The sequence below is a fragment of the Halorussus halobius genome, assembly GCF_004765805.1.
Taxonomy (GTDB): Archaea; Halobacteriota; Halobacteria; order Halobacteriales; family Haladaptataceae; genus Halorussus; species Halorussus halobius.
In genome coordinates, this window is the sequence record NZ_SBIU01000003.1 from 281,873 (window position 1) to 307,000 (window position 25,128).

Here is a 25,128-nt window from a genome sequence, read left to right on the forward strand (position 1 = left end):
CGGCCCGGCAGCGTATCGCAGAGTATGACATTCCAGCCCGGAAGCGAACTGTCCGACGAGGAGGTCCGCGAGCGCGTCGACGCCGCCATCTCGGACAACGACGTGGTACTGTTCATGAAGGGCAACGAGCTCATGCCCCAGTGTGGGTACTCCCAGAAGGCCCTGGAACTGATCTCCCAGCACCGCGACGACTACGAGACCGTGGACGTGCTCGAGGCGCTCGACGCGTACCGGGACGCGCTCGAAGACCACAGCGGGTGGGAGACCATCCCGCAGACGTTCGTCGACGGCGAGTTCGTCGGCGGGAGCGACGTGTTGGGGGAATTAGACGAACGCGGCGAACTCGCCGACACCCTCTCGCCGTGAGTTGTTTCGACTCCCCAACGCGGGACCTAAAGAGCAGGTCATATATGTTCGGACCGCCTACACAACCGCGTACCGTGTCGACAGCCGGGAACCTGCGTGTAACCTACAGATGACGGGGCAAGTATATCGACTCCACTCGACGCTCGAACTGCCGCTGGAAACCGTGTACGACTACTTCGAGGACGACCCCGACCTCCCGCCCGAGATCGCCAGCGTGGACATCACCCGGCGGAAGAACACGCTCATCATCAGCGCGGTGTCGGACGACGAGAGCATCAGCAAGTACACGCCGACCGCCCAGCTCAAGGCCAGCATCTCCGAGACGCGGGTCTACACCGAGGAGGAGCAAAAGCGCCGCGAGGGACCACGATGGGGCGACGACGTCGAGGAGATCGACGAGGACGAGGAGCCGCTGGGCGAGCTCATCGAGGTCGCCGCGTTCAAGGGCGACCGCGAGACCGTGCTCCAGAACACGGCCGTCCAGTACCCGATGTTCCTCGTGCTGTGTGAGCTCGCGCGACAGGCCGAGAAGGGGACCCTCACCGCCATCGCCGAGGTCGACGGGGAACTCGAAGCGACCCGCATCGTCGAGGGCGAGGACCGCCCCGCCTCCATCGAGGTCGTCGAAGGCCCGAACTCCGCGGGCTCGTCGTCGAACGGGGTCAACTGGCGGGACAACGAGTTCATATAAGACGCCTTTTTGCTGCGGGCGACCCGCGGGAGCGCCGCCCATGCAAAAGCTCGCCCAAAACCACCGGAAGACAAACCGCGTCTTCCGAGCCGTGGGGGGGGGGGGGGCCCCCCCCCCCCCCCCCCCGCCACCGGCACGCCGCGGTGGGGGGGGGGCACGCCCCCCCCGCCCGCGCCCCCCCCCCCCCCCCGCCCCCCCCCCCCCCGCCCGCGCCCCCCCCCCCCCCCCCCCCCCGCCGCTCCGTGGAAGGTTCCTCGGGCCGCTCGCTCACGTTCGTTCGCTCGCGGGACGACTGCTCGCGGGCGAGCCGCCGGCTCGCTGCGATGAGAAGTCGCTCCCAGCGCCGGCGCGGCCGGACCCATCGAGCGCCGACGCGTGCTACCTGATACCACCTGAGCGTCGAGTAGACGCTCCGTACGCGAACTCTCGGGCGTCCTATCACGACGATGAGCCGAAAAGCACTTTAGGCCGGTAATTAGATGTAATTACGAACGATGCCCGAAGACTTCCCGAACTACGTCGACGTCGACTACACCGACGGCGAGGGCGAGACCCCCGAGGACTACCCCTCCATCGAGCACAAGATAGAGAAGGCCATCGAAGTGACCCGCAAGGGCCTCGAAGAGTACGAGAACCCCGCCGTGATGTGGACCGGCGGGAAGGACTCGACGCTCACGCTGTACTTCATCAAGGAGGTCGCCGAGAAGTACGACCTGCCGACCCCGACCGCGGTCTTCATCGACCACTTCCAGCACTTCGACGAGATTCACGACTTCGTCGCCAAGTGGGAAGACGAGTGGGACCTCGACGTGGTCTACGCGAGCAACGACGACGTGGGCGAGTACGCCGAGGCCAACGACCTCGACCCCGGCGACGACATCCCCATCGACGCGCTGAACGACCACAACCAGCACCACGTCCGCGAGATTCTCGAATACGAGGAGGACACCTTCCCGTTCCTGCTCGACACCTACGTCGGCAACCACCTGCTGAAGACGGTCGCGCTCAACGACACCATCGAGGAGCTGGACATCGACGGCATCATCTCGGGCGTCCGGTGGGACGAACAGGAGGCCCGGGCCGACGAGACGTTCTTCAGCCCGCGCCACGACCCCGACATCTACCCGCCCCACGACCGCGTCCAGCCCATCCTCCAGTTCGACGAGCGCGCCGTGTGGGACGCCTTCTGGGGCTTCGTCGTCCCCGACACCGTCGAGGACTACCCCGACGACGGCTACGTCCCCGAAGGGGCCGACGACCTCCCGAACGGCCTCACCCAGGACGACATCCCCGTCAGTCCGAAGTACTTCGCCGGCTTCCGCTCGCTGGGGAGCGAGGTCAGCACCGAGAAGACCACCGAGGACCCCGCGTGGCTGCAGGACCTCGAGGACACGACCGAGCGCGCGGGTCGCGCCCAGGACAAGGAGGACCTGATGGAGCGCCTGCGCGACCTGGGCTACATGTAAGCCGGCCTGGCTTCGCACTCGGCGGCCCCCACGCGGTGACTTCTTTCGAGGCGTGGGCCCCGATTCGGAGCGGGGTCCGCCCAGCGAGGGGTTCGCGACGGACAAGCGTTATACCTGTTTGCTCGTCTACGTAGCATGTGGAGAGAACTCGGCGGCAATCAGAACGAGAGAGCGGGGCGGAGCAAGAACAGGAACGCGAGCGCGGCGAGACCCAGCAGTGTCCGGAGTGCGAATCGACCAAGCTCGCCAAGAGCGCGGACGGGACCGAACTCACCTGCGAGGAGTGTGGCCTCGTGCTCGAACACGAGAACATCGACCGTGGGCCCGAGTGGCGGGCGTTCAACCACCAGGAGCGCCAGAACAAGAGCCGGGTGGGCGCGCCGACCACCCAGACGATGCACGACAAGGGGCTGACCACCACCATCGACTGGAAGGACAAGGACGCCTACGGCCAGTCGCTTTCGTCGGAAAAGCGCAGCCAGATGAATCGCCTCCGGAAGTGGCAGAACCGCATCCGGACGAAGGACGCGGGCGAGCGCAACCTCCAGTTCGCGCTGAGCGAGTCCGACCGCATGGCGTCGGCGCTGGGCGTGCCTCGGTCGGTCCGCGAGGTGGCGTCGGTCATCTACCGGCGGGCGTTGAAGGAGGACCTCATCCGGGGCCGGTCCATCGAGGGGGTCGCGACCGCCACGCTGTACGCCGCCTGCCGCAAAGAGGGCATCCCCCGCAGTCTAGAGGAGGTCGCGGGCGTCTCCCGGGTCGAGCGCAAGGAAATCGGCCGCACCTATCGGTACATCTCCCAGGAACTCGGCCTGGAGATGAAGCCCGTCGACCCGACCAAGTACGTCCCGCGCTTTTGCTCGGAACTCGACCTCCCCGAGGAGGTCCAGGCCAAGGCCAACGAAATCATCGAGACGTCGGCCGAACAAGGACTGCTGTCGGGCAAGTCGCCGACGGGGTACGCGGCCGCCGCCATCTACGCCGCCTCGCTGCTCTGTAACGAGAAAAAGACCCAGCGCGAGGTCGCCGACGTCGCCCAGGTCACCGAAGTCACCATCCGCAACCGCTACCAGGAACAGATCGAGGCGATGGGGCTCACCGGCTGACGGCCTCGAATCGTCGACTTCGGGGGGTCGTCGTTCGGACGGCGTCCCCTACCGCGTCGCCCGATACTCGCCGTGCTTGACGCCGACGAAGAGCGCTATCAGGCCGAACACCAGCATCGACGGGGCCACCATCATCAGGACGGTGTCGGTCGCCATGACGTCCATCCCGACGAGTCCGCCCGTTCCGACGACGACGAGTGCGAGCAGTGCTCCGGCGGTAACTGGGAGGTCGAACTCCATGCGGGAGGATGAGGACGAAAGCGACAAAAGCGTTGCTCTACTCGCCTTTCGGTCGGACCACGTCGGCCAGCGTCACCAGCAGCCCGAAGAACCACCCTATCGGCACCGACAGGCCGAACCACATCGCCACGTAGTTCGCGCCTTCGAGGGTGAACTGCTCGCGCAGGAACGTGTTGATGCCCCAGAGGTCGAGGGGATTGTCCAGCAGCCACACCGCGAGCGAGTAGCTGTTGGGGAAGATGACGTCAGAGAGCGCGGGCGAGTACAGCGCCGCGACCACCGGCGGCAAGAACACGGCGGTCACGGCGAACGGGTACGCGAGCAGGACGGTGCTCGCGCGCCCGCCGCGCGTGCCGGTGAGATACGCCAGCGCGGCCGAGAGGGTGGCGACTCCGCCGGCCGCGCCGACCGCGAAGAAGCCCGCCGTCGAGAACCGGAGTCGCGCGAGGACGGTCAGCCCGCCCCACGCCAGAAGCGAGACGACGACGACCCCGACAACGCCGATTCGCGTGGCGGTCCCGTCTATCTTCCGGGTGTAGTACCGGGTCGCGAATCCGAACAGCGCGAGGGGATAGAGCAGGGCCACGACCAGCGTCCCGACCGCGCTCCACCCTCGATACGCGACCTTGCCGGTGGTCGACGACGGCTCCCACTTGCCGAGGACGCCGGTCTGGGTCCCGCGCTGGCGCGGGAAGAACAGCGCCATCCAGCTCTCGTGCAGTCGTTTCAGGTCGTATCTGATCGCCCCGACGACGCCGGTGGTGCTGGTTCCGCCGTGCATCTACGCTTTTTCATACGTGACGGCCGTTATCAAGTTTCGGGGTTCCCGGCTCGGCTCGCGGGGGTGACGCCCGGAGCTACGGGCGGGGACGGTCGACGGGAGTTAGTTCCACGGGCCGAAGTCGGGGTCGACCTGCCGGTCGCGCTCGTCGATGGCGTCTATCTTGGCGACGTCCTCGTCGTCGAGGTCGAGGTCCGCCGCCGCCCAGTTGTCCCGGACGTGGTCCTCGCTGGAGGCCTTCGGGATGGCCGCCACGCCGTCGCGCTGGAGCAGCCACGCGAGGCTGACCTGAGCGGGCGAGACGTCGTGTTTGTCCGCGACCTCGCGAATCTCGGGCACGTCGAACACCTTGCCGCGAGCCAGCGGCGAGTAGGCCACGACGTTGACGTCGTGTTTCCGGCCGTACTCGACCAGTTCGTCCTGGGGGAGCAGCGGATGGACCTCGACCTGGTTGGCGAACACGGGCGCGTCGAGGACCTCGCGGGCCTCGTCGAGGTGCCGGGGTTCGAAGTTCGAGACGCCGACGTTCCGAATCAGCCCCTCGTCGTACAGCTGGTCGAGCGCCGACAGCGTGCCCTCGGGTTCGTACTCGCCCGCCGGCCAGTGGACGTACAGCAGGTCGAGGGCGTCGACGCCGAGCCTGTCGACGCTCTCCCGGGCGGTGTCGAGCACGTCGTCGTGGGCGAGGTTGCTGATCCAGACCTTCGTGGCGAGGAACACGTCCTCGCGGTCGACGTCGGCCTGTGCGATGCCCTCGCCGACGTACTCCTCGTTTTCGTACGCCTGCGCGGTGTCGACGTGTCGGTACCCAACCTCCAGCGCCTGTCGGACGCTGTCGGCACACGTCTCCGGGTCGGTGTTCTGCCACGTCCCGAACCCGAGTCGGGGCATCTCGTCGAGTCGACTCACGTCCGGGGAAGTGTCGCTGGTAGCCATAGCGTGTCCACGTTGGGACACCGCGAAGAAAGCCGTTTCGACCCCGGAGAATCCGCGTGGGAACCCGTCGCAAACTTCGCCGGAAGCGAAGAAAACACTTTTAACTCAGCTACCGTATGTGGTTCGATAGCAAGGGCAGGCCCATGATAGACACCACGCTGGACATGGAGCAGTACGACTGCCCGTTCGTCGACACGACCGACGACCACGGGGTCGCGTTCTCGGCCGTCCAGTGGGACTTCGACCGCGTGAACGACCAGCTGGAGACCCGGATGGTGGTCGAGGGCGACGACCGTGGCGCGCTCTCGGACGGCCTCTCGACCCTGCGCGCCCACGGCAACATGCACGAGTTCGACCTGCTGACCCGCCGGGACAACGTCGCGCGCATCCGGACGGTCATCGCCGAGACCGAGGCCATGGCGACCATCCGGGACAACGACGGCTACGTCACCGGGCCGTTCTACATCGAGGGCGGCAGCGAGGTCTGGCACGTCGGGTTCGACGACCGCGAGGACGCCGACACCACGCTGGCGGAATTAGAGCGCGACAACGAGTACGACGTGCTCGAGCGCACGAACACCGACCTGCCCGAGATGCAGGGGTTCGTCCAGAACGCCGGGGCCGCGATGACGCTCATCGAGGGCTGTCGGGACCTCTCGGACGTCGAGCGCGAGACCCTCGAAACCGCCGTCTCGGACGGCTACTTCGAGAGTCCCCGGGACGCGACGCTGGGCCACCTCGCCGACGAGTTCGACGTGTCCAAGCCCGCCGTCTCGAAGAACCTCCGGCGCGGCCAGCAGAAGATGATAGAGCGCGTCGTCGAAGCGCTCGACGAACTGGAGTGAGTGGGTCGCCGAGACCCGGACGAACGGCCAAGGTATTTTTCGGTCCGTGACGCAGGGGGCCACATGACCGACGCGCTCGAACGCGGACGGGAGAACGCCACGGAAATCGTCTCCTCGTTCGTCACCGGGACGTGGATTCTGGCCCTCATCGCGGGCTTCGACTGGTGGCTCTGGTTCATGCTGTTCGGGTACGTGGTGCTGGTCCCGACCGCGTCGAGGCTGTCCGGCGACAGCGACGAGTGGGAGGACGGCGACGAGGAGTGGCAGGACGGGGGCGAGACGGCGGAGCATCGCGAGGACTCGCGGGCCGAGGAGGGATGGCGGGGCCACCCTGGCGCGTGGTGGGGTGACGCCCACTCTGGCGACGGGACAGAGCGACCGCAAGCGGCGGAAGCGGGGCCAGGAACCAACAACAGGGACGCCCTGGAGACGCTCCGCGCTCGCTACGCGCGGGGCGAACTCACCGACGAGCAGTTCGAGCGCAAGGTCGAGCGACTGCTCGAGACCGAGACGCTGGAGGACGTCGAGGACCGCGCGCGCGCCTCGGCGTCGAGCGAGGAGTCGCTCGCTGGTTCGTCGCGCGAGGGGAGCCGTCGCGAGACGAATCGGTGAGCGCGTTCCGACCAGACCGGACGCTCCCCCGAGAATTCGGTTCCGTGACGCGTTCGCGCGAACGAATTCGAGAGCCGGCGACCGCTTCGGAGCGCGAAAACGATGCCGCGGGGGGTCAGTCGTCGGCGCGCGCGGCCCCGGGGGCGTCGCCGACCCACGTCCCCCCGGCGGAGTCGACCGCGTCGTTCCACTTCGCGACCAGCGTCGTCACCGCGAGGTCGCCGCTGATGTTGGTCGTGGTCCGCAGCCGGTCGAGGATAAGGTCGACGCCCGCGACGAAGCCGACGACCTCCAGCGGGAGGCCGAGCCGCGTGAGGACGAGCGTCAGCACGATGAGTCCCGTGCCGGGGACGCCGGCAGGGCTTCCGGGCGAACCGGGCCGCTCCGCTCGCCCGACGACTACTCGTAGGTCAGGCTCATCCCGCCGTCGAAGCGCAGGTCGCCGCCGTTGAGGTGGCTCGCGTGCTCCGAGAAGCCGAACGCGAACAGGTTGCCGACCTCGGCGGGCGTCATCATCTCGGTCGCGCGCGACTGGCCGAGCATCACGTCCTCGATTACCTCGTCGGCCGAGATGCCCCGCTGGTCGGCGGTGTCGGGAATCTGGTCGGTCACCAGCGGCGTCTTCACGTAGCCCGTGCTGATCGAGAACGCTCGCACCCCGTCGCGCTCGGCCGCGATGGACTGGGTGAGCCCCCGGAGGCCGAACTTCGCCACGTTGTACGCGACCTTGTCGCTTGTGACGTAGTGGCCGTGGACCGACGCCATGTTGCCGACGCAGCCGAAGCCGGCCTCGCGCATGTGCGGGAGGCAGTGTTTCGTCAGTTCCACGGGCGCGCGGACCATCACGTCCTGCATCCGGTCGTAGGCGTCCATCGGGAACTCCTCGATGGGGTCGATGTGTTGCATCCCAGCTATGTTGGCGAGGTACGCGAGCCGACCGTGGTCGGCGGCCGCGTCGACGATTTCGGGCACGTCCTCGCGCAGGTCGCCGACGACCGTCTCGACGGTGCCAGCCACGCCGTGGTCCTCGGCCCGCGCAGCCGTCCCGTCGAGTCCCTCGGCGTCCACGTCGGTTCCGACCACGGTCAGGCCGTTCTCGGCCAGCACGAGCGCGGTCGCGCGCCCGATGCCCGAGGCCGCGCCCGTCACGAGCGCGACGTTCCCGGGGGCGAATCGGTCGTCGTCGAGGACCAGCGCGTCCTCGGTCGAGAACTCGGGCGGAGCGATGTCGTCGGACATGGTGTGATTCGGCGTCCGGGAGGACGGAAAAACGAGGGGTTAATACGTGAACGGTCGACTCGCCCGCGGCGGTGGCCGGTCGCGCTGGTCCGGGCGGTCCGCCCGCGGACGACCGCCGGCCCCACGGCGTCGCCGTTCACATGTTAACCCCGCAGTATTTGCCGGATAGGACGGTTCACTCTAATCCGTTATGACGGACGAGAACGTCTCACGTCGGCGATGGCTCGCTGCGCTCGGTGCGACCGGGGCGGCGGGGTTCGCCGGCTGTATCGGCGGTGACGGTGGACAGGACGACACGACAACGACCGCGGGGAGCGACGAGACCACGGCGAGCGGCGACACGGACGAAGGCATGACGGAGACCACGGCGGGGACGACCGAGTCGAGCGCGTCGGGAGCGATGAAGATAGGAATCCTCCAGCCCACGTCCGGCGACCTCCAGTACTACGGCCAGCAGGGCCTGTGGGGGTTCTACTCCGGGCTCGCGTACAAGGCCGGCGACGACCCGCTCGACAGTTCGAGCACGGGGAGCCACACGGTCACGGTCGGCGACGTGGACTACGAACTCGTCGTCCGGGACACCCAGTTCGCGGCGGACACGGCCCAGCAGTTGGCGACAAACCTCGTCCAGAACGAGGACGTGGACATGCTGTACGGCTGTGCCTCCTCGGGCGCGGCCGACCGCGTCATCCAAACGGTCGCAAAGCAGGCCAACGTCCCGTACATGGTCGGGCCGGCGGCCTCCGCCACGACGACCGGTAGCTCCGAGACCTGCGGCGAGATGATATTCCGCGCGAGCGAGAACACCGCGATGGACGCCCGGTCGGGCGGTCGGTACGTCGCCCGCGAGACCGACGTCTCGAGCGTCTACCTGTTCGGCGCGGACTACTCGTTCGGCCGCGCCGTGGTCAACAACTACCGGGAGGTCCTCGAATCCGAAGGCGTCGAAATCGTGGGCGAGCGGTTCGTCCCGCAGGGGTACGCCGAGTGGGAGGGCCTGCTCGACAACGCCCAGGAGGAGGGCGCTGAGGGCATCGTCGGCGGGTTCACCGTCTCGACGCTGCCCAACCTGTTCACGTCGTTCCTCAACGGCGACTACGACTACCGGGTGTTCGGCGGGTTCGCCACCCAGATCACCAACGCCGCGATGGGCCAGACCCTCGTGAACGCGCTGGGCGAGGACATGACCGCCGAGGACATCGCCGAGACCAACATGGGGCCGTTCACGACCCGGTACCACTGGAACCAGTACGACAACGAGATCAACAACCAGTTCGTCGACAGCTACACCAGCACGTACGGCGTCGTGCCCGACCTGTTCACCTCCGGCTGTTTCACGGCCGCGTCGGCCATCGTGCAGGCGGTCGAGGAGAGCGGGTCGACCGAGGGCGCGGACGTTGCGGGCGCGCTCCGTGGCATGACCGTGACCGACACGCCGAAGGGCGAGGACGGCTACACGTTCCAGGAGTACGACAATCAGGCCCGGTCGGCGATGACCGTCGCGGACGTCATCCCGACCAGCGACGAGTGGGCCGACAACTGGGACGCGCCCGTGATGCCCAGCGAACCGCTGGCGACCATCTCCAAGGACAATACCACGGTGCCCGCAGACGGCGTGGACTGCTCGCTGTAGGCCATGTTGCGAACGTCGGGACTGACGAAGGAGTTCGGCGGTCTCACGGCCGTCGACGACGTGGACCTCGCGCTCGAAGAGGGCGAACTGTGTTCGCTCATCGGCCCGAACGGTGCCGGCAAGACCACGTTCTTCAACCTGCTGACGGGCGTACTCACGCCGACCCGCGGCACCATCGAGGTCCGCGACGGCGACGGGTGGCGCGACATCACCGACTCGACGCCGTACGAGACGGCGGCGCTCGGGCTCCACCGTTCGTACCAGATTACGAACGTGTTTCCGACCAGCACGGTGCTGGAGAACGTCCGCATCGCCGCCCAAGCCGCCAGCGACGACGGCCGAAAGCTGTGGCGCAACGCCGACGCCTTCGAGGCTCACGTCGAGGAGGCCCACCGGATTCTCGACCGGGTGGACCTCGCCCACGAGGCCGACACGCCGGCCGAGAGCCTGAGCCACGGCGCGAAGCGCCAGCTGGAGGTCGGCATCGCGCTCGCGGGCGACGCCGAGGTCCTGCTGCTGGACGAGCCCAACGCCGGGGTGTCCTCCGAGAGCGTCGACCGCATCATCGACCTCATCGAGGACGTGGCGACCGACCACGCGGTCCTGCTGGTCGAACACAACATGGACATCGTGATGAACGTCTCCGACCGCGTGGTGGTGTTGAACCAGGGTGCGGTCATCGCCGAGGGAAGCCCGGACGAGGTGCAGGGCGACCCCGCAGTCCAGGAGGCGTATCTGGGCGGCTACGAGCCCGGTAGTCTGGACGCCCAGTCGGAAGCCGGCCCCGAATCCGACGCCTCGCCACCCGAGGCGTCGGATTCGGAGGAGGGGACGGCGTGACGCCGACTACTCCCCCGTCGCGCTCCGCGACGCGGACCACCGGAACGCGCTCGGCGACACCGACGACCGGAGCGCGCCCGGCCCACCACTCCACCGTGGGCGGGACCGAAAGGGGCCGCGCCGTGGCGGGCCGCAAGCCCGTGGTCGCCCCTGCGCGGCCAGTATCTCGCGCCCGCAGTTCTGCGGGCGCGAGATACCCCGCAGAGCGACCGCCACGGCGCGGGGGCTTTCTGGCGGTTCACTCCCCCAGGCACTGTGGACGCCCAGTTTCTGACGACACCGCCACAGTAACTGATCCAACGGAGGTCAGGGAATGACACTCTTAGAAGTCGAGAACGCCCACACCTACTACGGCGAGAGCCACATCCTCGAAGGCGTCTCGCTCGACGTCGCGGAGGGCGAGGTGGTCGCGCTGGTCGGCCGGAACGGCGTCGGCAAGACCACCACGCTCCGGACCGTCCTCCAGTTGACCCCGCCCCGCGAGGGCAGCGTCCGGTTCCGGGGCGAGGACCTGACCGGGCTGGCGACCCACGAGGTCGCCGACCGGGGCGTCGGCTGGATTCCCGAGGAGCGACGCATCTTCACCCAGCTTTCGGTCGAGGAGAACGTCCGTGTCGCGGTGCCCGGGGACGGGAACGCCGACGCGGCGGTCGAGACGGCCTTCGAGACGTTCCCCGACCTGCGGGAGTTCGCGGGCCGGGACGCCGGCACGCTGTCGGGCGGCCAACAGCAGATGCTCGCGCTGGCGCGCGGGCTGGTCGGCGACAACGACCTGCTGCTGGTCGACGAACCCAGCGAGGGACTCGCGCCCCAGATCGTCGCGCGGGTCGGCGAGGCGCTCGCCGAGGCGGCCGAGGACACCACCCTGCTGGTGGTCGAACAGAACCTCCCGCTCGCGCTCGACCTGGCGGACCGGTTCTACGTGCTCGACAACGGGCAGGTGGTCGAGTCGGGCGACGCCGACGAGACGTCCGCCGACGACGAACGACTCAGGAGGTATCTCTCCGCATGACGACGGTACTGTTGCTCGACGCGCTCGGACAGTTCCTCCAGCCGGGCAACCTCGCGTCCGTCCTCGTCGACGGGCTCGCGAAGGCCGGGCTGTACGTGATGATAGCCAGCGGGCTCACGCTCATCTTCGGACTGATGGGCGTGCTCAACTTCGCCCACGGCTCGATGACGATGATCGGCGCGTATCTGGGCGGGCTCGTCATGGTGACGATGGTCGGCAACGCCACCGGCGCGGGGACGCGACTCCTGTTTTTCTTCCTCGCGATGGCGGCGGCGTTCGCCGTCCTCGCCGGCCTGGGCGGCGTCGTCGAGGTCGGCCTCATCCGGAAGCTGTACGACCGCCCGCCCGTCTACCAGATACTCCTGACGTTCGGGCTGACGCTCATACTCGACGAACTGGTCCGCATCGTGGTGCTGTTCTACGGGATGCAACCGACCAGCGACTGGCAGGTCGCGCTCGGAACCAAGCCCCAGGCCCTCGAAACGCAGGTCGACCTCGGGTTGCTCTCGGTGCCGGGGCTGGACCTGTTCGAGATAGCCTTCGGCGCGCTCACGGTCGCGGCCCTGTGGGCGTTCCTCACCCGGACCCGGTACGGCATGATAGTCCGGGCGGGCAGCGAGGACGCCGAGATGACCGAGGCGCTGGGCATCGACGTGCGCCGAGTGTTCACGGTCGTCTTCGCGCTGGGCGCGGGCGTCGCTGGCGCGGCCGGCGCGCTGTTGATGTGGGACTCGACGTGGGGCGCGAGCGTCCCGCTGGCGGCCGACGCGCTGCTCCCGGCGTTCGTGGTCGTCATCATCGGCGGCCTCGGCACCTTCCGGGGCACGGTCGTCGCGGCGGTCATCGTCGGGATGACCGACGCCGTGATGACGTGGTGGTTCGTCAACCACATCGAGTTCGCGGGCCTCCCCGAGATGACCATCTTCCTCCTGCTCGTGGTGATGCTCGTCTTGCGACCGCAGGGGCTGTACGGCGTCGAGGAGGTGGGCGGCCATTAGCACCGAAACACCCGATTCGGGGGCCGACCCGGCCGCCGAAACCGACGCCGACTCGGAGGCCGCCGACGCCGAGCGAGCCACCGACGCGTGGTGGCCCGTGGCGTACGCCCGCGAGCAGTTCGCCCACCTGCTGGTGGTCGCCTTCTTCGCGGCCTACCCCGGCATCTACGCGGTGCTGGTGAACTCGCCGCTGGGCGCGGAGATGGTGACGGTACTGCCGCGGGTCGAGACCATGGTCGTGGTCTTCTACTTCGGCCTGTTCGCGATGTCGTTCGACTTCATCAGCGGCTACACGGGCTATCTCTCCTTTGGCCACACCGCGTTCTACGGCACGGGCGCGTACTTCGTCGTCCTCGCGGCCAACGGGAAGGTGCCCCTGCTGGGGCCGAACACGCCGTTCGTCTACCTGCTGGTCGTCGGCGGCGTGCTGGCGGTCGTGCTGGCGCTGCTCATCGGCGCGGTGTCGTTCCGACTGAGCGGCGTCTACTTCGCGATGATAACGCTGGGCTTCGCGCAGGTGCTGTACGTGTTCGTCCGCGAGTGGGGCTACCTGGCGAACAACCCCCGCGACGGCCCGGCGGTGTTAGAGCGAACCGACCCGTTCAGCATCGGCGTCCCGGGCGTGGACTCGCTCAACCTCGCAATCGGCCAGCTCGCGGGCGACGCGGTCGACGGGTTCCTCGGCGTGCTGTCGTTCACTCAGGCCGAGGTGTCTTACTACATGATCGGCCTCGTGGTGTTGCTGTGTTACTTCGCCATGCAGCGCATCATCCACTCGCCGTTCGGGCGGGTGCTCGTCGCCATCCGCGAGAACGAGGAGCGCGCCGAGGCCATCGGCTACAACACCTTCTGGTACAAGCTGGGCGCGTTCGCGGTCAGCGCGTTCTTCGCCGCCATCGCGGGCGGGCTGCTCGCCGGGTTCCAGCGGTCGGTCTCCCCGGAGAACACCTTCTACTTCCTCGTGACCGGCGACGCCCTGCTGGCCGCCATCATCGGCGGGTTCGGCACGCTGGCCGGGCCGCTGTTCGGCTGGCTGTTCGACGAGTCGGTGACCGAATTCCTGTCGAAGGCCGGCGAGGGCGGCGGCCTGCTCCCGTACCTCCGGGACAACCTCGGCGAGGCCACGATGTCGACCGAGCTGTTCAACGGCCTGACCGTCAACGAGGCCATCGACACGTTCCTCAACGGCCACGCCGAGCTGTACGTCGGCGCGATATTCGTGCTGTTCGTGCTGTTCGTGCCGAGCGGCCTGCTCGGGACGGTTCGGGACCGACTCGGCGGTCCCGTCGGCGAGCAACTCGCGAAGCGACTGCGAGGTGACGACGAGTGACGACGATTCGACGACCCGCCGGGCCGCGCTCGGTGACGCCATCCACGGGACCGCGCCCGGTGACACCATCCACGAGCATGCACCCGGTGGTACTGTCCACCAGAAAACGGCCGGTGGCGCAGTCCATCGGAACGCGCTCGGTGCCATCATCCACCGTCCGGGTGGACGAAAGGGGCCGCGCGCTCGCGGGCCGCCGGCCCGTGGTCGTCTCAGCGGCCCCTATTCGGCGCGCGGTTTGCGCCGAATATGCCGCTGAGCGACCGCGAGCGCGCGGGGGCTTTCGTGGCGTTGTTCACCCCTGTAGCTGTCACATCGAGGTCGACCGAGATGTAACGCGACCGGACGGGGATTTTCCGGACGTTCACGGCCACAGCAATCACGACGGCGAAATCAGTGACGACGTAAAGCGAGCGCGCGCGGGCTTTCGAGGAAGTCCCAGTCACCGTTCTGTCGGTCGCGCTCCTCGAACAGTCACTGCCGGTCGCGCTCCCCGAACAGTCGCGCCGAGACGAAGCAGTCACGGACCTCCCGCGCCAAGGAGGAGTACTGCATGACCGATGCCGACGACCCACGGGTCGGGCTCACCGGCTACGGCACCTACGTTCCCGACTCGGTCATCACCGGCGAGGAGATCGCCGCCGAGAGCGGGATTCCCGAAGAAGTCGTAATCGAGAAGATGGGCGTCCGCGAGAAGCGGGTCTGCCCGCCCGACGCCGACCACGCGACCGACATGTGCGTGAACGCCGCCGAGGAAGCGCTGGCCGACGCCGACCTCGACCCGGCGGACGTGGACCTCGTGTTGTACCACGGCAGCGAGTACAAGGACTTCTACGTCTGGAGCGCGGCCGCCAACGTCGCCGAGCGACTCGGGGCCGAGGACGCCTTCGCCGTCGAGAGCTACGCACTGTGCGCTGGCGCGCCCCTGGCAATCCGGCAGGCCAAGTCCCAGTTGCTCGCGGACGCCCCGGAGACCGCGCTGTTGGTCTCGGCCAGCCGCGAGGAGGACCTCGTCGACTACGCCAACGAGGACTCGTCGTTCATGTTCAACTTCGGCAGCGGGGCGTGCGCGATGGTCCTCGAACGTGACCCCGAGGACGCCCGCGCTCGCGCCACGGTACGGGAGAGCGCCGCCGTCACGGACGGCAGCTTCTCGGAGGACGTGGTGATGCCGGCCGGCGGGTCGCGCAACCCGCCGACTCGCGAGACGGTCGCGCAGGGACTCCACTCGCTCGACGTGCCCGACCCCGACGGGATGAAAGAGCGGCTCGCCGACGTGAGCCTGCCCAACTTCCTCGACGTGGCCGACGACGCGCTCGACCGGTCGGGCTACGACCGCGCGGACCTCGATTTCGTGGCGCTGACCCACATGAAGCGGTCGTTCCACGACCTGCTGACCGAGAAGCTCGACGTCGACCACTACTACCTCGACGAGTACGGCCACGTCCAGAGCGTCGACCAGATTCTGGCGCTCGACGAGGGGTTGGCGCGCGGACTGGTCGAGCCGGGCGACGTGGTCTGTTTCCTCGCGGCGGGGACGGGCTACACGTGGGCCGCGACCGTGCTGGAGTGGCACGGGTAGTCGAATCGCGTCGTCGCTTCTTCCACACCTTCCGAATCGCTTCGTCCCTATCACGGATTGTGCTCCGTCGCTTCGCTCCGCCATCAATCGTCGCTCCGCTTCGTTTTCCTCGTCGCTCCGCCTCGTTTCCGTTCGGGATTTGGCGCGCGCTGGCGCGGTCGTGCTGAGCGAAGCGAACCACTGCTCGGCGAACCGGATTGTCCGCCGGTGCCCCCTGTCGCGTGGTCTCGCGCGAGGGACGACTGAACGTAGTGACGTAGGAAGCTACGGCGGTTCGAGGTGCGGTCGCGATGCCGTGCGGCGCGGATGCGGTCTCCCATCGGTCGAGGGAGTAGCTCGCTTGTCGGTCAGGCCACAGTTGTTGTGGTTCAGCACGAGCTAGCTTCTGCCTCGACCAATGAGCAACCGCGACCGCCACGGCACCGCAACCGCGACGGCGGGCCTCACACCTCCCCAGCCTCCTCGCTCACATTCGTTCGCTCGTCCCTCGCGCGTTTGGCGCGGCCACTCCGGGCCGCGCCAGCACGCGCCGACCGATAAAATATCTCCGCGCGAATCACAGAGACGACGAAAAGCGCGCGCGAGTCGCGACGGAGAACCCAGTTCAGCCCTGCCGGACGTCCGCGTCGGGGTCGACCACGCGGTCGACTCGGTCGGGCGCGCGCCAGTCGGTCGCCAGTTCGAGCAACTGGACCAGAATCCGGGCGGTCGCGCCCCACACCGTGTAGCCGTCGACGTGGAAGAAGTGGACCACGGCCTCGCCGTATTCGGGGTGCTCGCGGCGCTCGCTCTCGTAGTTGTCCGGGTCGAGCAGGCCCGACAGCGGGAGAACTGCGATTTCGGCCACCTCGCGCTCGTCGGGCACGTACTCGCGGTCGGGCACGCGAGCGACGTACGGCGTGACCGCGTACCGGGTCGTGGTCCGGATGTCGTCGAGCCGCCCCACGACATCGGGCTCGTCGGGTCGGAGACCGATCTCCTCGTTGGCCTCGCGGAGCGCGGTCGCCTGCAGGTCGGCGTCGCTGGGCTCCCGACTGCCGCCCGGGAAGCTCATCTGGCCGGGGTGCTCCCCGAGGTGGTCGGCCCGCTTGGTGAACAGGAGCGAGTACTCGCCGCCGCGCTCGACCACGGCCGCCAGCACCGCCGCGTCGTGGTCCTCGCCGGTTATCTCCCGCGGGACGTGCTCGGCCACGCGCCCGAGTTCCATACCGAAACCTTGGATTCCGGGACCTTAATCTCCTCGCCCTCGCGCCGACGGCTCCGGCGGACGCGTCACTCGAACGCCCGGTCGAGCGTCTCGCGCACGTCGTCGGCCTCGACGGGAGCCCACGCGTCGAGGTCGTAGCTCACGTCCAGCAGCGTCTCGGCCCGGTCGGCGTCGCCGGCGGCCGCGACCGTGCGGGCCTCCTCGCGCAGGCGCTCGGCGACCGCCTCCCCGAGCCGCTCGCGGTCGACGTCGCGGTCGGGGACGTCGAGGATGTGCGGGAGGTCCTCGCCGTTGTCCGGCACCGTCGGGAACGCGGCGGGACCGGCGACGAGGACCGTCTCCGGGTCGTCCTCGCTCGCCCCCGCCGTCGCCTCCGCGAGGTAGTAGTCATCGACCGCGCGGTCGATCGCGGCCGCGACCGCCTCGCGGTCGACGTCCTCGCCCTGCTTGAACGCGAGTTCGACCAGTGCTCGTTCGAGTTCGTCCCGGGTGAGTCCGCCGAACAGGTCCACAACGCCGGCGAGTTCGTCGGTCGTCTCGGCCATTCGTTACGGGAGACGGTTGCGGCCGGGGCTTAGTTGTTGGGGACGCGGGCGCTCACGGGGCCTCCCGTTCGAGGCGGTCGCGCAGCTCCGCCGCGAGTTCCTCGTCCAGTTGGGCGACCCGGTCGACGAGTTCGGTCTCGACCTCCCGTCGGACGCGGTCCTCGACTTCCTCCTGGACGTGGTCTTCGACCTCTTCCTGAACGTGATTTTCGACTTCCTCTTGAACCTGGTCGGCGACCTCGCCCGGGACCTGTTCTTCGACCCGGTCCTCGACCTCGCCGGGAACCTGCGTCTCGACCTCGCCGGCGACCTGCGCCTCGGCTTCGGCGGGCACCCGCTCGGCGACCTCCTCGGCGACCCGCGCCTCGGCCTCCTCGGCGATCTCCGATTCGAGCACTCGCTCGTAGACGGTCATGTTCTCCCAGACGCGGAGGAAGTAGCCCAACACCAGGCCGCCCTCGAACGCGGCGACGCGCGGGTCCATCCCGAACAGCAGCAGGTAGCCGAACCCGACCGTGAACGCCACGCCGTAGACCACGTCGATGTAGAACTGCGTCTGTCGACCCCTGAACCGAACCATCGTCGGTCGCCAGTTGGGACGGCTGGTACAAAGGTGCTACGCGCGTCCCGGTCCGGTCCATCGCCGACCCACGAGGTCCCCGCCACGCGAGCACGATTCGCGCTACGCGAACACGACGAACTGGAACGTCAGGTACGAGGCCACGGTGGCCACCACCGGGACCACGTTCTGCATCACCACGACCCGGACCGTCGTCGACGGGTCGAACAGCGCCGAGGCCTCCGGGAGGTCCTCGGCGGCCTCGTCGCCGATGGAGCGGGGCGTCGCGCTCGCGGTGCCCGGGCCCGGGTCGCCGACCGTCGGGCTGTCGTCGCCGGCCGTGAGCGCGCCCACCGAGACGTGCGCGGCGTCGTTGCCCCGGACCGCGTCCGCGACGGTGACGGTCCGCGTGGCCCGGCCCCAGCCGAGTCCGACGATGCACATCGTGGCGATGACGACGAAGCTCGCGGGGATGCCCGCCGCCGAGAGCACGACCACGATGGTCGAACTCACCACCGCCACCACGATGGCGGCGGTCAGGGGCAGGTCGGTGATATCGTTGCCCAGCGTCTCCATGGTCCGCCGGGCGATGGTGAACGAGCCCACCGCCACCGCGACCGACCCGACGAGGATGGCCCGGTCCATGCCGAGCTCGCCGCTGCCGACCAGCGGGGCCACGGCGTTGGCGATGTTGCTGGTCCCGGAGCTGAACGCCATCAGACAGCCGATGGCGACCACGACCGCGGTCCCGACGAGCTCCCGGCGGGTGGTGTTCGGCCCCGGTGCCGGTCGGGGCATCGGACCGGACCGCTCGACCGCGAGCAACGGGCCGTCCGTGTGTTCGATGGCGACGACCCGGTCGATGCGCGGGTAGACGTACCGCCCGATCATCACCGACGTCCAGAAGCCGACGACCGGCGAGACCAGCCACCACGCGAGTATCTCGCCGACGACCGCCCACTCGAGCGCGTCGGCCGCGACGCCCAGGCCCGCGATGGCTCCGACGGCCGTCATCGACGTCGACGCGGGCGCGCCCGAGACGTTGCCGACCAGCAGCGCGGCCCCCACGAAGAACAGGACCACGACGCTCACGGGCAGGGTGAACAGCGACGGGTCGGTGACGAGGTCGCGCCCGAGCGTGTCGACCACGCGCCGGCCGAGCGTCCACGCGCCGGCAAAAAAGCACACCGACATCAGCCCGGCGGCGACGGGCTTGGAGACGACGCCCGCGCCGACCGCGGGGCCGAACGCCGGGCCGGTGGTCGACCCGCCGACGTTGTACGCCACGAAGCACGCCACGAGCACGCCCCCGAGCAGCAGCGCCTCGGTCACGGTTCGGTCCGAGTGTACGTACTCGGCGGTTTATCGGCCTGTCGGATTCGGCGAGCCCGACGGCGACGCCGGCGTCTATCCGAAGTAGTCGGCGAGTCGCTCGGCCGCTTGCTCGACGCGCGGGGAGACGAGCGCGAACCGGAGCCAGTCGGTTCGCGAGTCGCCGAACGCCTCGCCGGGCATGCCAGCCACGCCCGCCTCGTCGACGAGCCGCTCGACGTTGTCGAGCGTCCCCGGGAACTCGGGGAAGCGAGCCATCACGTAGAAACTGCCGTCGGGGGTCGAGTAGTCCGCGCCGGCGTCGTCGAGCGCGGCGGTGAACGTCCCGATGCGCTCGCGCAGCAGTTCGCGGTTGGCCTCGTAGTAGGCGGGGTCGGTGTTTTCGAGCGCGTGGAGCACCGCGTACTGGCCGGGCCGGGTCGTGGCGACGTTGGTGAGCATGTGGCGGGTCTTGGCCGCGTCGACCAGCGACTCGGGGAAGACGGCGTATCCCACGCGAAAGCCCGTGATGGCGAACGTCTTCGAGTAGGAGTTGGTCACGACTCGGTTCTCCGAATCGAACGACAGCGCGGAGGTGAACCGACCCGAGAAGTCGAAGTGGTCGTACACCTCGTCGCTGAGCAGGAGGGCGTCGTACTCCTCGGCCACCGCGAGCAACTCGCGCATCGTCGCCTCGTCGTACACCGCCCCGGTCGGATTGTTGGGCGTGTTGACGAGGATGGCGGCGGTCTCCTCGCTGGCGGCCGCCCGCACGTCGTCGGGGTCGAGGTGGCCCTCGTCGTCGGTGTCGACGTAGCGCGCGCTCGCACCGAGCATCGTCGTCTTGCCGGGATAGTACGGGTACACCGGGTCGGTCAGCACGAACTCCGAGCCGCGGTCGCGTTCGAGCGCGCGTGCCATCGCGAGGTAGTTGGCCTCGCCCGCACCGTTGGTCACGACGACCTGCGAGGTGTCGACGCTCCGGCGCTGAGCTATCTCCTCGCGGAGTTCCCGGAGGCCCTCGCTGGGCGGGTACTGGAAGTCCGCACCCCCGAGGTCGGCGTACTCGTGGAGGCCCTCCGCGATGGCGTCGGGCGACCCCCAGTCGGGGTTGCCGCTCACCATGTCGACCACGTCGCGGTCGGCGTTCGCGGCGTACTGCATCACCTGGAAGAACAGCGGCGTGTCGTAGTCCATGCCGAAAGGGACACACCCCGCGCAAGTCTTTCTTTCGCACCGTGGCGACTGTCACCCCGAAACAAACTACAGCCCCGAGCGCGTTGGCCGACGCATGGCGACCGCAGACCCCCAGAAGGTCCGAGACTACTACGACTACGTCGACGCCGAGGAGTACGAGTCGCTGTTCGACCTGTTCGCCGACGACGTGACCTACGACCGGCCCGGCCAGTCGAGCCTCTCGGGGATGGCCGAGTTCCGCGAGTTCTACCTCGAAGACCGGCCGCTCGAAGACGGGAGCCACGAGCTTCACGACGTGGTCGCGGCTGGCGACACCGTGGCGGTCCGGGGCGAGTTCTCCGGCGTGCAGGACGGGAGCGAGGTCTCGTTCGGCTTCGCCGACTTCCACCGGTTCGACGACGAGGGCCGGATTGCCGAGCGGTGGACCTACACCGACCGCGACGAGGTGTGAGACGTTTCTACAGCTTCGAAAGCCCTCGGCGCGCTCAGCAACAACTGCGACGCAACCACAGCCTCGAAAGCCCTCGACGCGCTCGCGGTCGCTCCACGGGATATCCGGCGGTCTCTCCGCACTGCCCGACCGCCGGATAGTCGCCCGTGGAGACGACCACGGGCCTGCGGCCCGCGAGCGTGCCTCGCCCTTTCAGTCCGCCGCCAGAGCGTTGCTCTGCCGAGCCTGCGGTCGCTTCGCTCCCGCAGACGCCGAGGGCGGTAGTCGGTTCGCCGAGCGCACCCGGTCGGTGGTCGGCCGCGTCTGCGCGCTGGCGGTTCCGGAACCCGCACCGTTTTGGCGCTCGCGCGACTCTCGACGCGCATGGAACCGGACCTCTCGCCGCTCGCCGACGCGCTCGCAGACGCCCGACTCGACGGCTATCTCGGGTACGCCGACTCCGACGACTCCGACCAGCGATACCTCTCGGGCTTCGACGCCCCCGACCCGTTCGTCACGCTGTACACGCCCGAGGGCACCAGCCTGCTCGTCTCGGGGCTCGAATACGGCCGGGCGACCTCCGAGAGTCGCGCCGGCGAGGTGGCCCGGCTCGCCGAGTACGACTACCACGAACTCGTCGCGGAGTACGGTCGGGACGGAGCCCACGCCCGGGCCTGCGCGGCGTTCCTCGCGGACCACGGCGTCGAGTCGGTCGCCACCGGCGGGCGATTCCCGCTGGGACTGGCCGACGCGCTCCGCGAGCAGGGCGTCGCGGTCGAGGTACTCGACGGCGAGGTAGTCGAGGAGATTCGCGCGGTCAAGACCGACGAGGAAATCGACCACGTCCACGAGGCCCAGCGGGCCAACGAGGTGGCGATGGCGGCGGCCGAGGACCTGCTCGCGGCCGCCACGGTCGAGGACGGCGTCCTCCACCACGAGGGCGAGGTGCTGACCAGCGAGCGCGTCACCGAGGAGATAGAGGTCACGCTCCTCCGACAGGGGTGTGCGCTCGACGAGACCATCGTGGCCTGTGGCGTGGACGCTGCCGACCCCCACGACCGCGGGAGCGGGCCGCTCCGGGCGGGCGAGACCATCGTCATCGACATCTTCCCCCGGAGCAAGGCGACCAAGTACCACGGCGACATGACGCGGACGTTCGTCAAAGGCGAACCCAGCGAAGAGGTCCGGCGGCGCTACGAGGTCACCGAGGAGGCGTTCGAGGCCGCGCTCGACGCGCTCGGGCCCGGCGTCACGGGCGAGGAAGTCCACGGCGCGGTGTGTGACGTCTACGAGCGCGAGGGGTACGCCACCTTCCGGAGCGACCCCGACACCGAGACGGGGTTCATCCACAGCACGGGCCACGGCATCGGCCTCGACGTCCACGAACTCCCGAGTCTCAGCCCGAACGGCGGCGAACTGGAACCGGGCCACGTCGTCACCGTCGAACCGGGGCTGTACGACCCGGACGTGGGCGGCGTCCGCATCGAGGACCTCGTGGTCGTGACCGAGGACGGCTACGAGAACCTGACCGACTACCCGATTCGCCTGCGACCGGCGTAAATCCGTCGAGCGACGCGGATTGGGTCGGCGGACGACGACGATTTTCCGGAACGTTTCTCGCTGATTTGAGTATTCCGACCGGCGCGCGCTGGCGCGGCGCTCGTGCGCCGCGCCACGCCGCGCGAGGGAGGGGCGCTCTCGTGCGCCCCGAGGCTGGGGAGGGGTGAGGCTCCCGCTGTGCGGTCGCGGTGCGGGTGTGGTTGCGGTGCGGGTGTGGTTGCGGTTCTCATCGGTCGAGGCAGTAGCTAGCTGCTTCGAGAGTTCCCCGATTCGCCGTCTACGGGTCTACTTCCCGGAGATGCGAGCAGTAGCTACCGAATTCGAAACTGAATCCGAGATTCGACGCGAGCGAACTCGACCGCGACGAGTAGGTCCGCCACCACTGCCGACCGCCACAACCCCAAAGTACGCGTCCCGCGAAGTAAATCGCCATGCTCGGACAGCAGACTGGCAGCGGCGAACGCGGGGACGAGCCGAGAGAACAGCGCGAGTCGCGGGGGCTGGTGGGGCAGAGTCTCCCGTTCGCGGCCGCGTTCGTCGCGGGATTCCTGCTCGGCAGGCGGCGCGGAGGGAGCGACGGCGAGGCGACCGAGCGCGAGGGAGCGATACGCGACCTCGGTGGGGCAGACGAGGAGTCGGCGGGCCGACTGAGCGCGGTCGCGAACCGGATAAAGAGCCGCGCGATGCCCGGCGACGCCGGGAGCGCCAGCGCCGAAGGGGCGGACTTCGAAAGCGGGGACGCCGAGCGCGCGGACGCCGAGCCGGCGACCGACCAGCCGAGTTCGATGGGTAGCGTGGCGGGCGAGCAGGCCCGCCAGCGAGAGCGCGAGCACGCGGACGAACCGTCCGAGACACACCAGGAGGCCGGCGACACTGACGAATCGGGCGACGCGAGTCCAGACGAACTCGACGCGGTCGAAGCGCCGACGACGCGCGGGATGCCGATGCTCGGCCTCGGCACCTACGGGATGGAGGCGGACGACGAGTGCTTCGGCAGCGTCCGGGCGGGACTCGGGATGGGCTACCGCCACCTCGACACCGCCGAGGGGTACCACAACGAGGAGGCGGTCGGCGACGCCGTCGCCGAGGCCGACGTCGACCGCGAGGACCTGTTCGTCGCGACCAAGGTGAGCCCGGACAACCTCGACTACGACCACGTCCTGACGGCCGCCGAGGAGAGCCTCGACAGGCTGGGACTCGACGCCGTGGACCTGCTGTACGTCCACTGGCCGACCGGCGAGTACGAGGCCACCGACACGCTCGACGCGTTCGCGGAGCTCCGCGAGGAGGGAGTGACCGAGGAGATCGGCGTGAGCAACTTCACCGTCGAGTTGCTCGAGGAGGCCGTCGAGGTCTCCCCGGAACCGATATTCGCGAATCAGGTCGAGATGCATCCCCTGTGCCCGCAGACCGAACTCCGGCAGTTCTGCGCGCAGGACGACGTGGACGTGGAACTGGTCGCGTACTCGCCCATCGCCCGAGGCGACGTCGACGACGTCGAGGAGTTGCAGGCGGTCGCCGACGACCACGACGCGACGCCCGCGCAGGTCAGCCTCGCGTGGCTCCGCGAGAAGGGCGTCACCGCCATCCCCAAGGCCACCAGCCAGAGTCACCTCCGGGAAAACTGGCTGAGCCTCGGGGTCGACCTCGACGAGGCGGACGTCGAGCGCATCGACGCCATCGAGGAGCGCCGCCGGCTGGTCGACCCCGACGAAGCGCCGTGGAACCAGTAGCCGGCGCGTCACTAAGGCCGTTTAAGGGATTTTATCATGATAGACCATTATGTTTAACTTCGGGTAGCGCGACCGTCCAGTCGCAATGGGACGACCCACCCTGCTCGCCGCCGCGTACGACGCGATCTCGGACACCGCCGCCGACCGAGCCGCCGGTTCGGCCCGGGTATCCGGGCCCCGCTCGTCCGCACCCGCCCACCACCGGCACCAGTCGTCCGAGGACCCGCTCGGACTCGGCGCTCGGACCGAGCCGCGAACGCGCGGTCGCGCGGGGGGACGATGAGTACGGACGCCGAGGGACCGGACGGGAGTCGGTCCTCGGACCCTGCCGCCGCCGAGTCGTTCCCCGCACCGCCCCGGACCGTCACCGACGACGAGGACCGGACGATTCGACTCCGGGCCGGAGCCGAATCGTCGGCAGGGTCGGACTCCTCGCTCGCAAAGCCGGACGGCTCGCCGGCAGGGCGCGAGTCCGCCGACCCGACCGACGAGCGCGAGGCGCTGGCCGCGATGTACGACGCCTTCGGCACCGCCGACCGAGCGCAGGGGATTCCGCCGGCGAACCCGGGCCGACGCGGTCGGTGGCTCGACCGAATCACCGGCGGCGCGACCGTGGTGGCGTGGCACGGCGAGCGCGCGGTCGGCCACGGCGTCCTGCTCGACGGCGACGACGGGCACGAACTCGCGCTGTTCGTCCGCCCGGGCTACCGCCGGGCGGGCATCGGGTCGGCGGTCCTCCGGACGCTGCTCGGGCGCGGGCGGGCGGCGGGCGTCGAGCGCGTCTGGCTGTCGGTCCAGCGGACGAACCGGCCGGCGGTCCACCTCTACCGGAAGGCCGGCTTCCGACCCGACGGCGCGGGCGACCTCGGGGCGGCGCTGACGATGGCCCGCCCGCTCCGGTAAGCGAACTCC

Annotated in this window: 26 protein-coding genes and 1 pseudogene; 16 read left to right on the plus strand and 11 right to left on the minus strand. The window is 69.0% G+C overall.

Features of this window, described 5'->3' with window-relative positions:
- Positions 1-24 precede the first annotated feature (24 nt).
- The 4 genes from EPL03_RS08165 to EPL03_RS08185 all read left to right on the plus strand — a co-directional run bounded on the left by EPL03_RS08165 (position 25) and on the right by EPL03_RS08185 (position 3,629).
- Positions 25-366: a glutaredoxin family protein gene (locus EPL03_RS08165; protein ID WP_135828855.1), complete on the plus strand. Its 342-nt coding sequence runs from the start codon at positions 25-27 to the stop codon at positions 364-366.
- A gap of 109 nt (positions 367-475) precedes the next feature.
- Positions 476-1,057: a DUF7110 family protein gene (locus tag EPL03_RS08170; protein ID WP_135828856.1), complete on the plus strand. Its 582-nt coding sequence runs from the start codon at positions 476-478 to the stop codon at positions 1,055-1,057.
- 494 nt (positions 1,058-1,551) lie between these two features.
- A complete protein-coding gene (locus EPL03_RS08180) occupies positions 1,552-2,523 on the plus strand; it encodes a phosphoadenosine phosphosulfate reductase family protein (RefSeq protein ID WP_135828857.1) in 972 nt (323 codons plus the stop codon).
- 137 nt (positions 2,524-2,660) lie between these two features.
- The gene (locus EPL03_RS08185) at positions 2,661-3,629 is read left to right on the plus strand and encodes a transcription initiation factor IIB (RefSeq protein WP_135828858.1); all 969 of its coding nucleotides are present in this window, start codon (positions 2,661-2,663) and stop codon (positions 3,627-3,629) included.
- Between the two features lie 48 nt (positions 3,630-3,677).
- Here EPL03_RS08185 and EPL03_RS08190 read toward each other — a convergent pair whose 3' ends face one another.
- The 3 genes from EPL03_RS08190 to EPL03_RS08200 all read right to left on the minus strand — a co-directional run bounded on the left by EPL03_RS08190 (position 3,678) and on the right by EPL03_RS08200 (position 5,586).
- Complete coding sequence (locus tag EPL03_RS08190; protein ID WP_135828859.1) at positions 3,678-3,869, minus strand: DUF7333 family protein; 192 nt, start codon at positions 3,867-3,869, stop codon at positions 3,678-3,680.
- A 37-nt stretch (positions 3,870-3,906) separates the two neighbouring features.
- Positions 3,907-4,650, minus strand: coding sequence for a hypothetical protein (locus EPL03_RS08195; RefSeq protein ID WP_135828860.1), 744 nt, complete (start codon positions 4,648-4,650; stop codon positions 3,907-3,909).
- 102 nt (positions 4,651-4,752) lie between these two features.
- On the minus strand, positions 4,753-5,586 hold the full coding sequence (locus EPL03_RS08200; protein ID WP_135828861.1) for an aldo/keto reductase: 834 nt from the start codon (positions 5,584-5,586) through the stop codon (positions 4,753-4,755).
- Positions 5,587-5,729: 143 nt separating this feature from the next.
- Here EPL03_RS08200 and EPL03_RS08205 point away from each other — a divergent pair, with 143 nt between their 5' ends.
- Both EPL03_RS08205 and EPL03_RS08210 read left to right on the plus strand, forming a co-directional pair.
- On the plus strand, positions 5,730-6,431 hold the full coding sequence (locus tag EPL03_RS08205; protein WP_135829532.1) for a helix-turn-helix domain-containing protein: 702 nt from the start codon (positions 5,730-5,732) through the stop codon (positions 6,429-6,431).
- Positions 6,432-6,494: 63 nt separating this feature from the next.
- Complete coding sequence (locus EPL03_RS08210) at positions 6,495-7,043, plus strand: SHOCT domain-containing protein (RefSeq protein ID WP_135828862.1); 549 nt, start codon at positions 6,495-6,497, stop codon at positions 7,041-7,043.
- Positions 7,044-7,158: 115 nt separating this feature from the next.
- Here the strand turns inward: EPL03_RS08210 and EPL03_RS08215 are convergent.
- Both EPL03_RS08215 and EPL03_RS08220 read right to left on the minus strand, forming a co-directional pair.
- Positions 7,159-7,401 (minus strand): annotated as a pseudogene (locus tag EPL03_RS08215) (cation:dicarboxylate symporter family transporter); the annotation flags it as partial.
- Between the two features lie 41 nt (positions 7,402-7,442).
- Complete coding sequence (locus tag EPL03_RS08220) at positions 7,443-8,282, minus strand: SDR family oxidoreductase (protein WP_135828863.1); 840 nt, start codon at positions 8,280-8,282, stop codon at positions 7,443-7,445.
- A gap of 190 nt (positions 8,283-8,472) precedes the next feature.
- Here EPL03_RS08220 and EPL03_RS08225 point away from each other — a divergent pair, with 190 nt between their 5' ends.
- The 5 genes from EPL03_RS08225 to EPL03_RS08245 all read left to right on the plus strand — a co-directional run bounded on the left by EPL03_RS08225 (position 8,473) and on the right by EPL03_RS08245 (position 14,095).
- Positions 8,473-9,915 carry an ABC transporter substrate-binding protein gene (locus tag EPL03_RS08225; protein ID WP_135828864.1) on the plus strand — a complete coding sequence of 481 codons (1,443 nt, stop codon included), beginning with the start codon at positions 8,473-8,475 and terminating at the stop codon, positions 9,913-9,915.
- A 3-nt stretch (positions 9,916-9,918) separates the two neighbouring features.
- On the plus strand, positions 9,919-10,755 hold the full coding sequence (locus EPL03_RS08230) for an ABC transporter ATP-binding protein (RefSeq protein WP_135828865.1): 837 nt from the start codon (positions 9,919-9,921) through the stop codon (positions 10,753-10,755).
- A 313-nt stretch (positions 10,756-11,068) separates the two neighbouring features.
- Positions 11,069-11,767: an ABC transporter ATP-binding protein gene (locus tag EPL03_RS08235; protein ID WP_135828866.1), complete on the plus strand. Its 699-nt coding sequence runs from the start codon at positions 11,069-11,071 to the stop codon at positions 11,765-11,767.
- Positions 11,764-12,765, plus strand: coding sequence for a branched-chain amino acid ABC transporter permease (locus EPL03_RS08240; RefSeq protein ID WP_135828867.1), 1,002 nt, complete (start codon positions 11,764-11,766; stop codon positions 12,763-12,765). The genes EPL03_RS08235 and EPL03_RS08240 overlap by 4 nt, the downstream gene beginning before the upstream one ends.
- A 163-nt stretch (positions 12,766-12,928) precedes the next feature.
- Positions 12,929-14,095 carry a branched-chain amino acid ABC transporter permease gene (locus EPL03_RS08245; RefSeq protein WP_210424975.1) on the plus strand — a complete coding sequence of 389 codons (1,167 nt, stop codon included), beginning with the start codon at positions 12,929-12,931 and terminating at the stop codon, positions 14,093-14,095.
- Positions 14,096-14,304: 209 nt separating this feature from the next.
- On the opposite strand, the gene EPL03_RS08250 is transcribed toward EPL03_RS08245, so the two are convergent.
- The gene (locus tag EPL03_RS08250) at positions 14,305-14,616 is read right to left on the minus strand and encodes a hypothetical protein (protein ID WP_210424939.1); all 312 of its coding nucleotides are present in this window, start codon (positions 14,614-14,616) and stop codon (positions 14,305-14,307) included.
- Between the two features lie 29 nt (positions 14,617-14,645).
- Here EPL03_RS08250 and EPL03_RS08255 point away from each other — a divergent pair, with 29 nt between their 5' ends.
- Positions 14,646-15,674: a 3-oxoacyl-ACP synthase gene (locus EPL03_RS08255; RefSeq protein ID WP_135828869.1), complete on the plus strand. Its 1,029-nt coding sequence runs from the start codon at positions 14,646-14,648 to the stop codon at positions 15,672-15,674.
- Positions 15,675-16,278: 604 nt separating this feature from the next.
- Here EPL03_RS08255 and EPL03_RS08260 read toward each other — a convergent pair.
- The 5 genes from EPL03_RS08260 to EPL03_RS08280 form a co-directional block, all read right to left on the minus strand.
- A complete protein-coding gene (locus EPL03_RS08260) occupies positions 16,279-16,881 on the minus strand; it encodes an NUDIX hydrolase (protein WP_135828870.1) in 603 nt (200 codons plus the stop codon).
- A gap of 65 nt (positions 16,882-16,946) precedes the next feature.
- Entirely contained in the window at positions 16,947-17,426 is a 480-nt protein-coding gene (locus tag EPL03_RS08265; protein WP_135828871.1) for a DUF7109 family protein, read from the minus strand.
- A gap of 52 nt (positions 17,427-17,478) precedes the next feature.
- A complete protein-coding gene (locus tag EPL03_RS08270) occupies positions 17,479-18,006 on the minus strand; it encodes a hypothetical protein (RefSeq protein ID WP_210424987.1) in 528 nt (175 codons plus the stop codon).
- Between the two features lie 102 nt (positions 18,007-18,108).
- Positions 18,109-19,317, minus strand: a complete 1,209-nt coding sequence (locus EPL03_RS08275) for an inorganic phosphate transporter (protein ID WP_135828872.1) — start codon at positions 19,315-19,317, stop codon at positions 18,109-18,111.
- Between the two features lie 75 nt (positions 19,318-19,392).
- Entirely contained in the window at positions 19,393-20,493 is a 1,101-nt protein-coding gene (locus EPL03_RS08280) for a pyridoxal phosphate-dependent aminotransferase (RefSeq protein ID WP_135828873.1), read from the minus strand.
- A 94-nt stretch (positions 20,494-20,587) separates the two neighbouring features.
- Here EPL03_RS08280 and EPL03_RS08285 point away from each other — a divergent pair, with 94 nt between their 5' ends.
- The 4 genes from EPL03_RS08285 (at position 20,588) to EPL03_RS08300 (ending at position 25,119) form a co-directional block, all read left to right on the plus strand.
- Positions 20,588-20,944, plus strand: coding sequence for an ester cyclase (locus EPL03_RS08285; protein WP_135828874.1), 357 nt, complete (start codon positions 20,588-20,590; stop codon positions 20,942-20,944).
- A 363-nt stretch (positions 20,945-21,307) separates the two neighbouring features.
- Positions 21,308-22,483, plus strand: a complete 1,176-nt coding sequence (locus EPL03_RS08290) for a M24 family metallopeptidase (protein ID WP_135828875.1) — start codon at positions 21,308-21,310, stop codon at positions 22,481-22,483.
- A 938-nt stretch (positions 22,484-23,421) separates the two neighbouring features.
- Positions 23,422-24,216 (plus strand): aldo/keto reductase, encoded by a 795-nt coding sequence (locus tag EPL03_RS08295; RefSeq protein ID WP_210424976.1) that lies wholly within the window; start codon positions 23,422-23,424, stop codon positions 24,214-24,216.
- Positions 24,217-24,495: 279 nt separating this feature from the next.
- Positions 24,496-25,119 (plus strand): GNAT family N-acetyltransferase, encoded by a 624-nt coding sequence (locus EPL03_RS08300; protein WP_135828876.1) that lies wholly within the window; start codon positions 24,496-24,498, stop codon positions 25,117-25,119.
- Positions 25,120-25,128 lie beyond the last annotated feature (9 nt).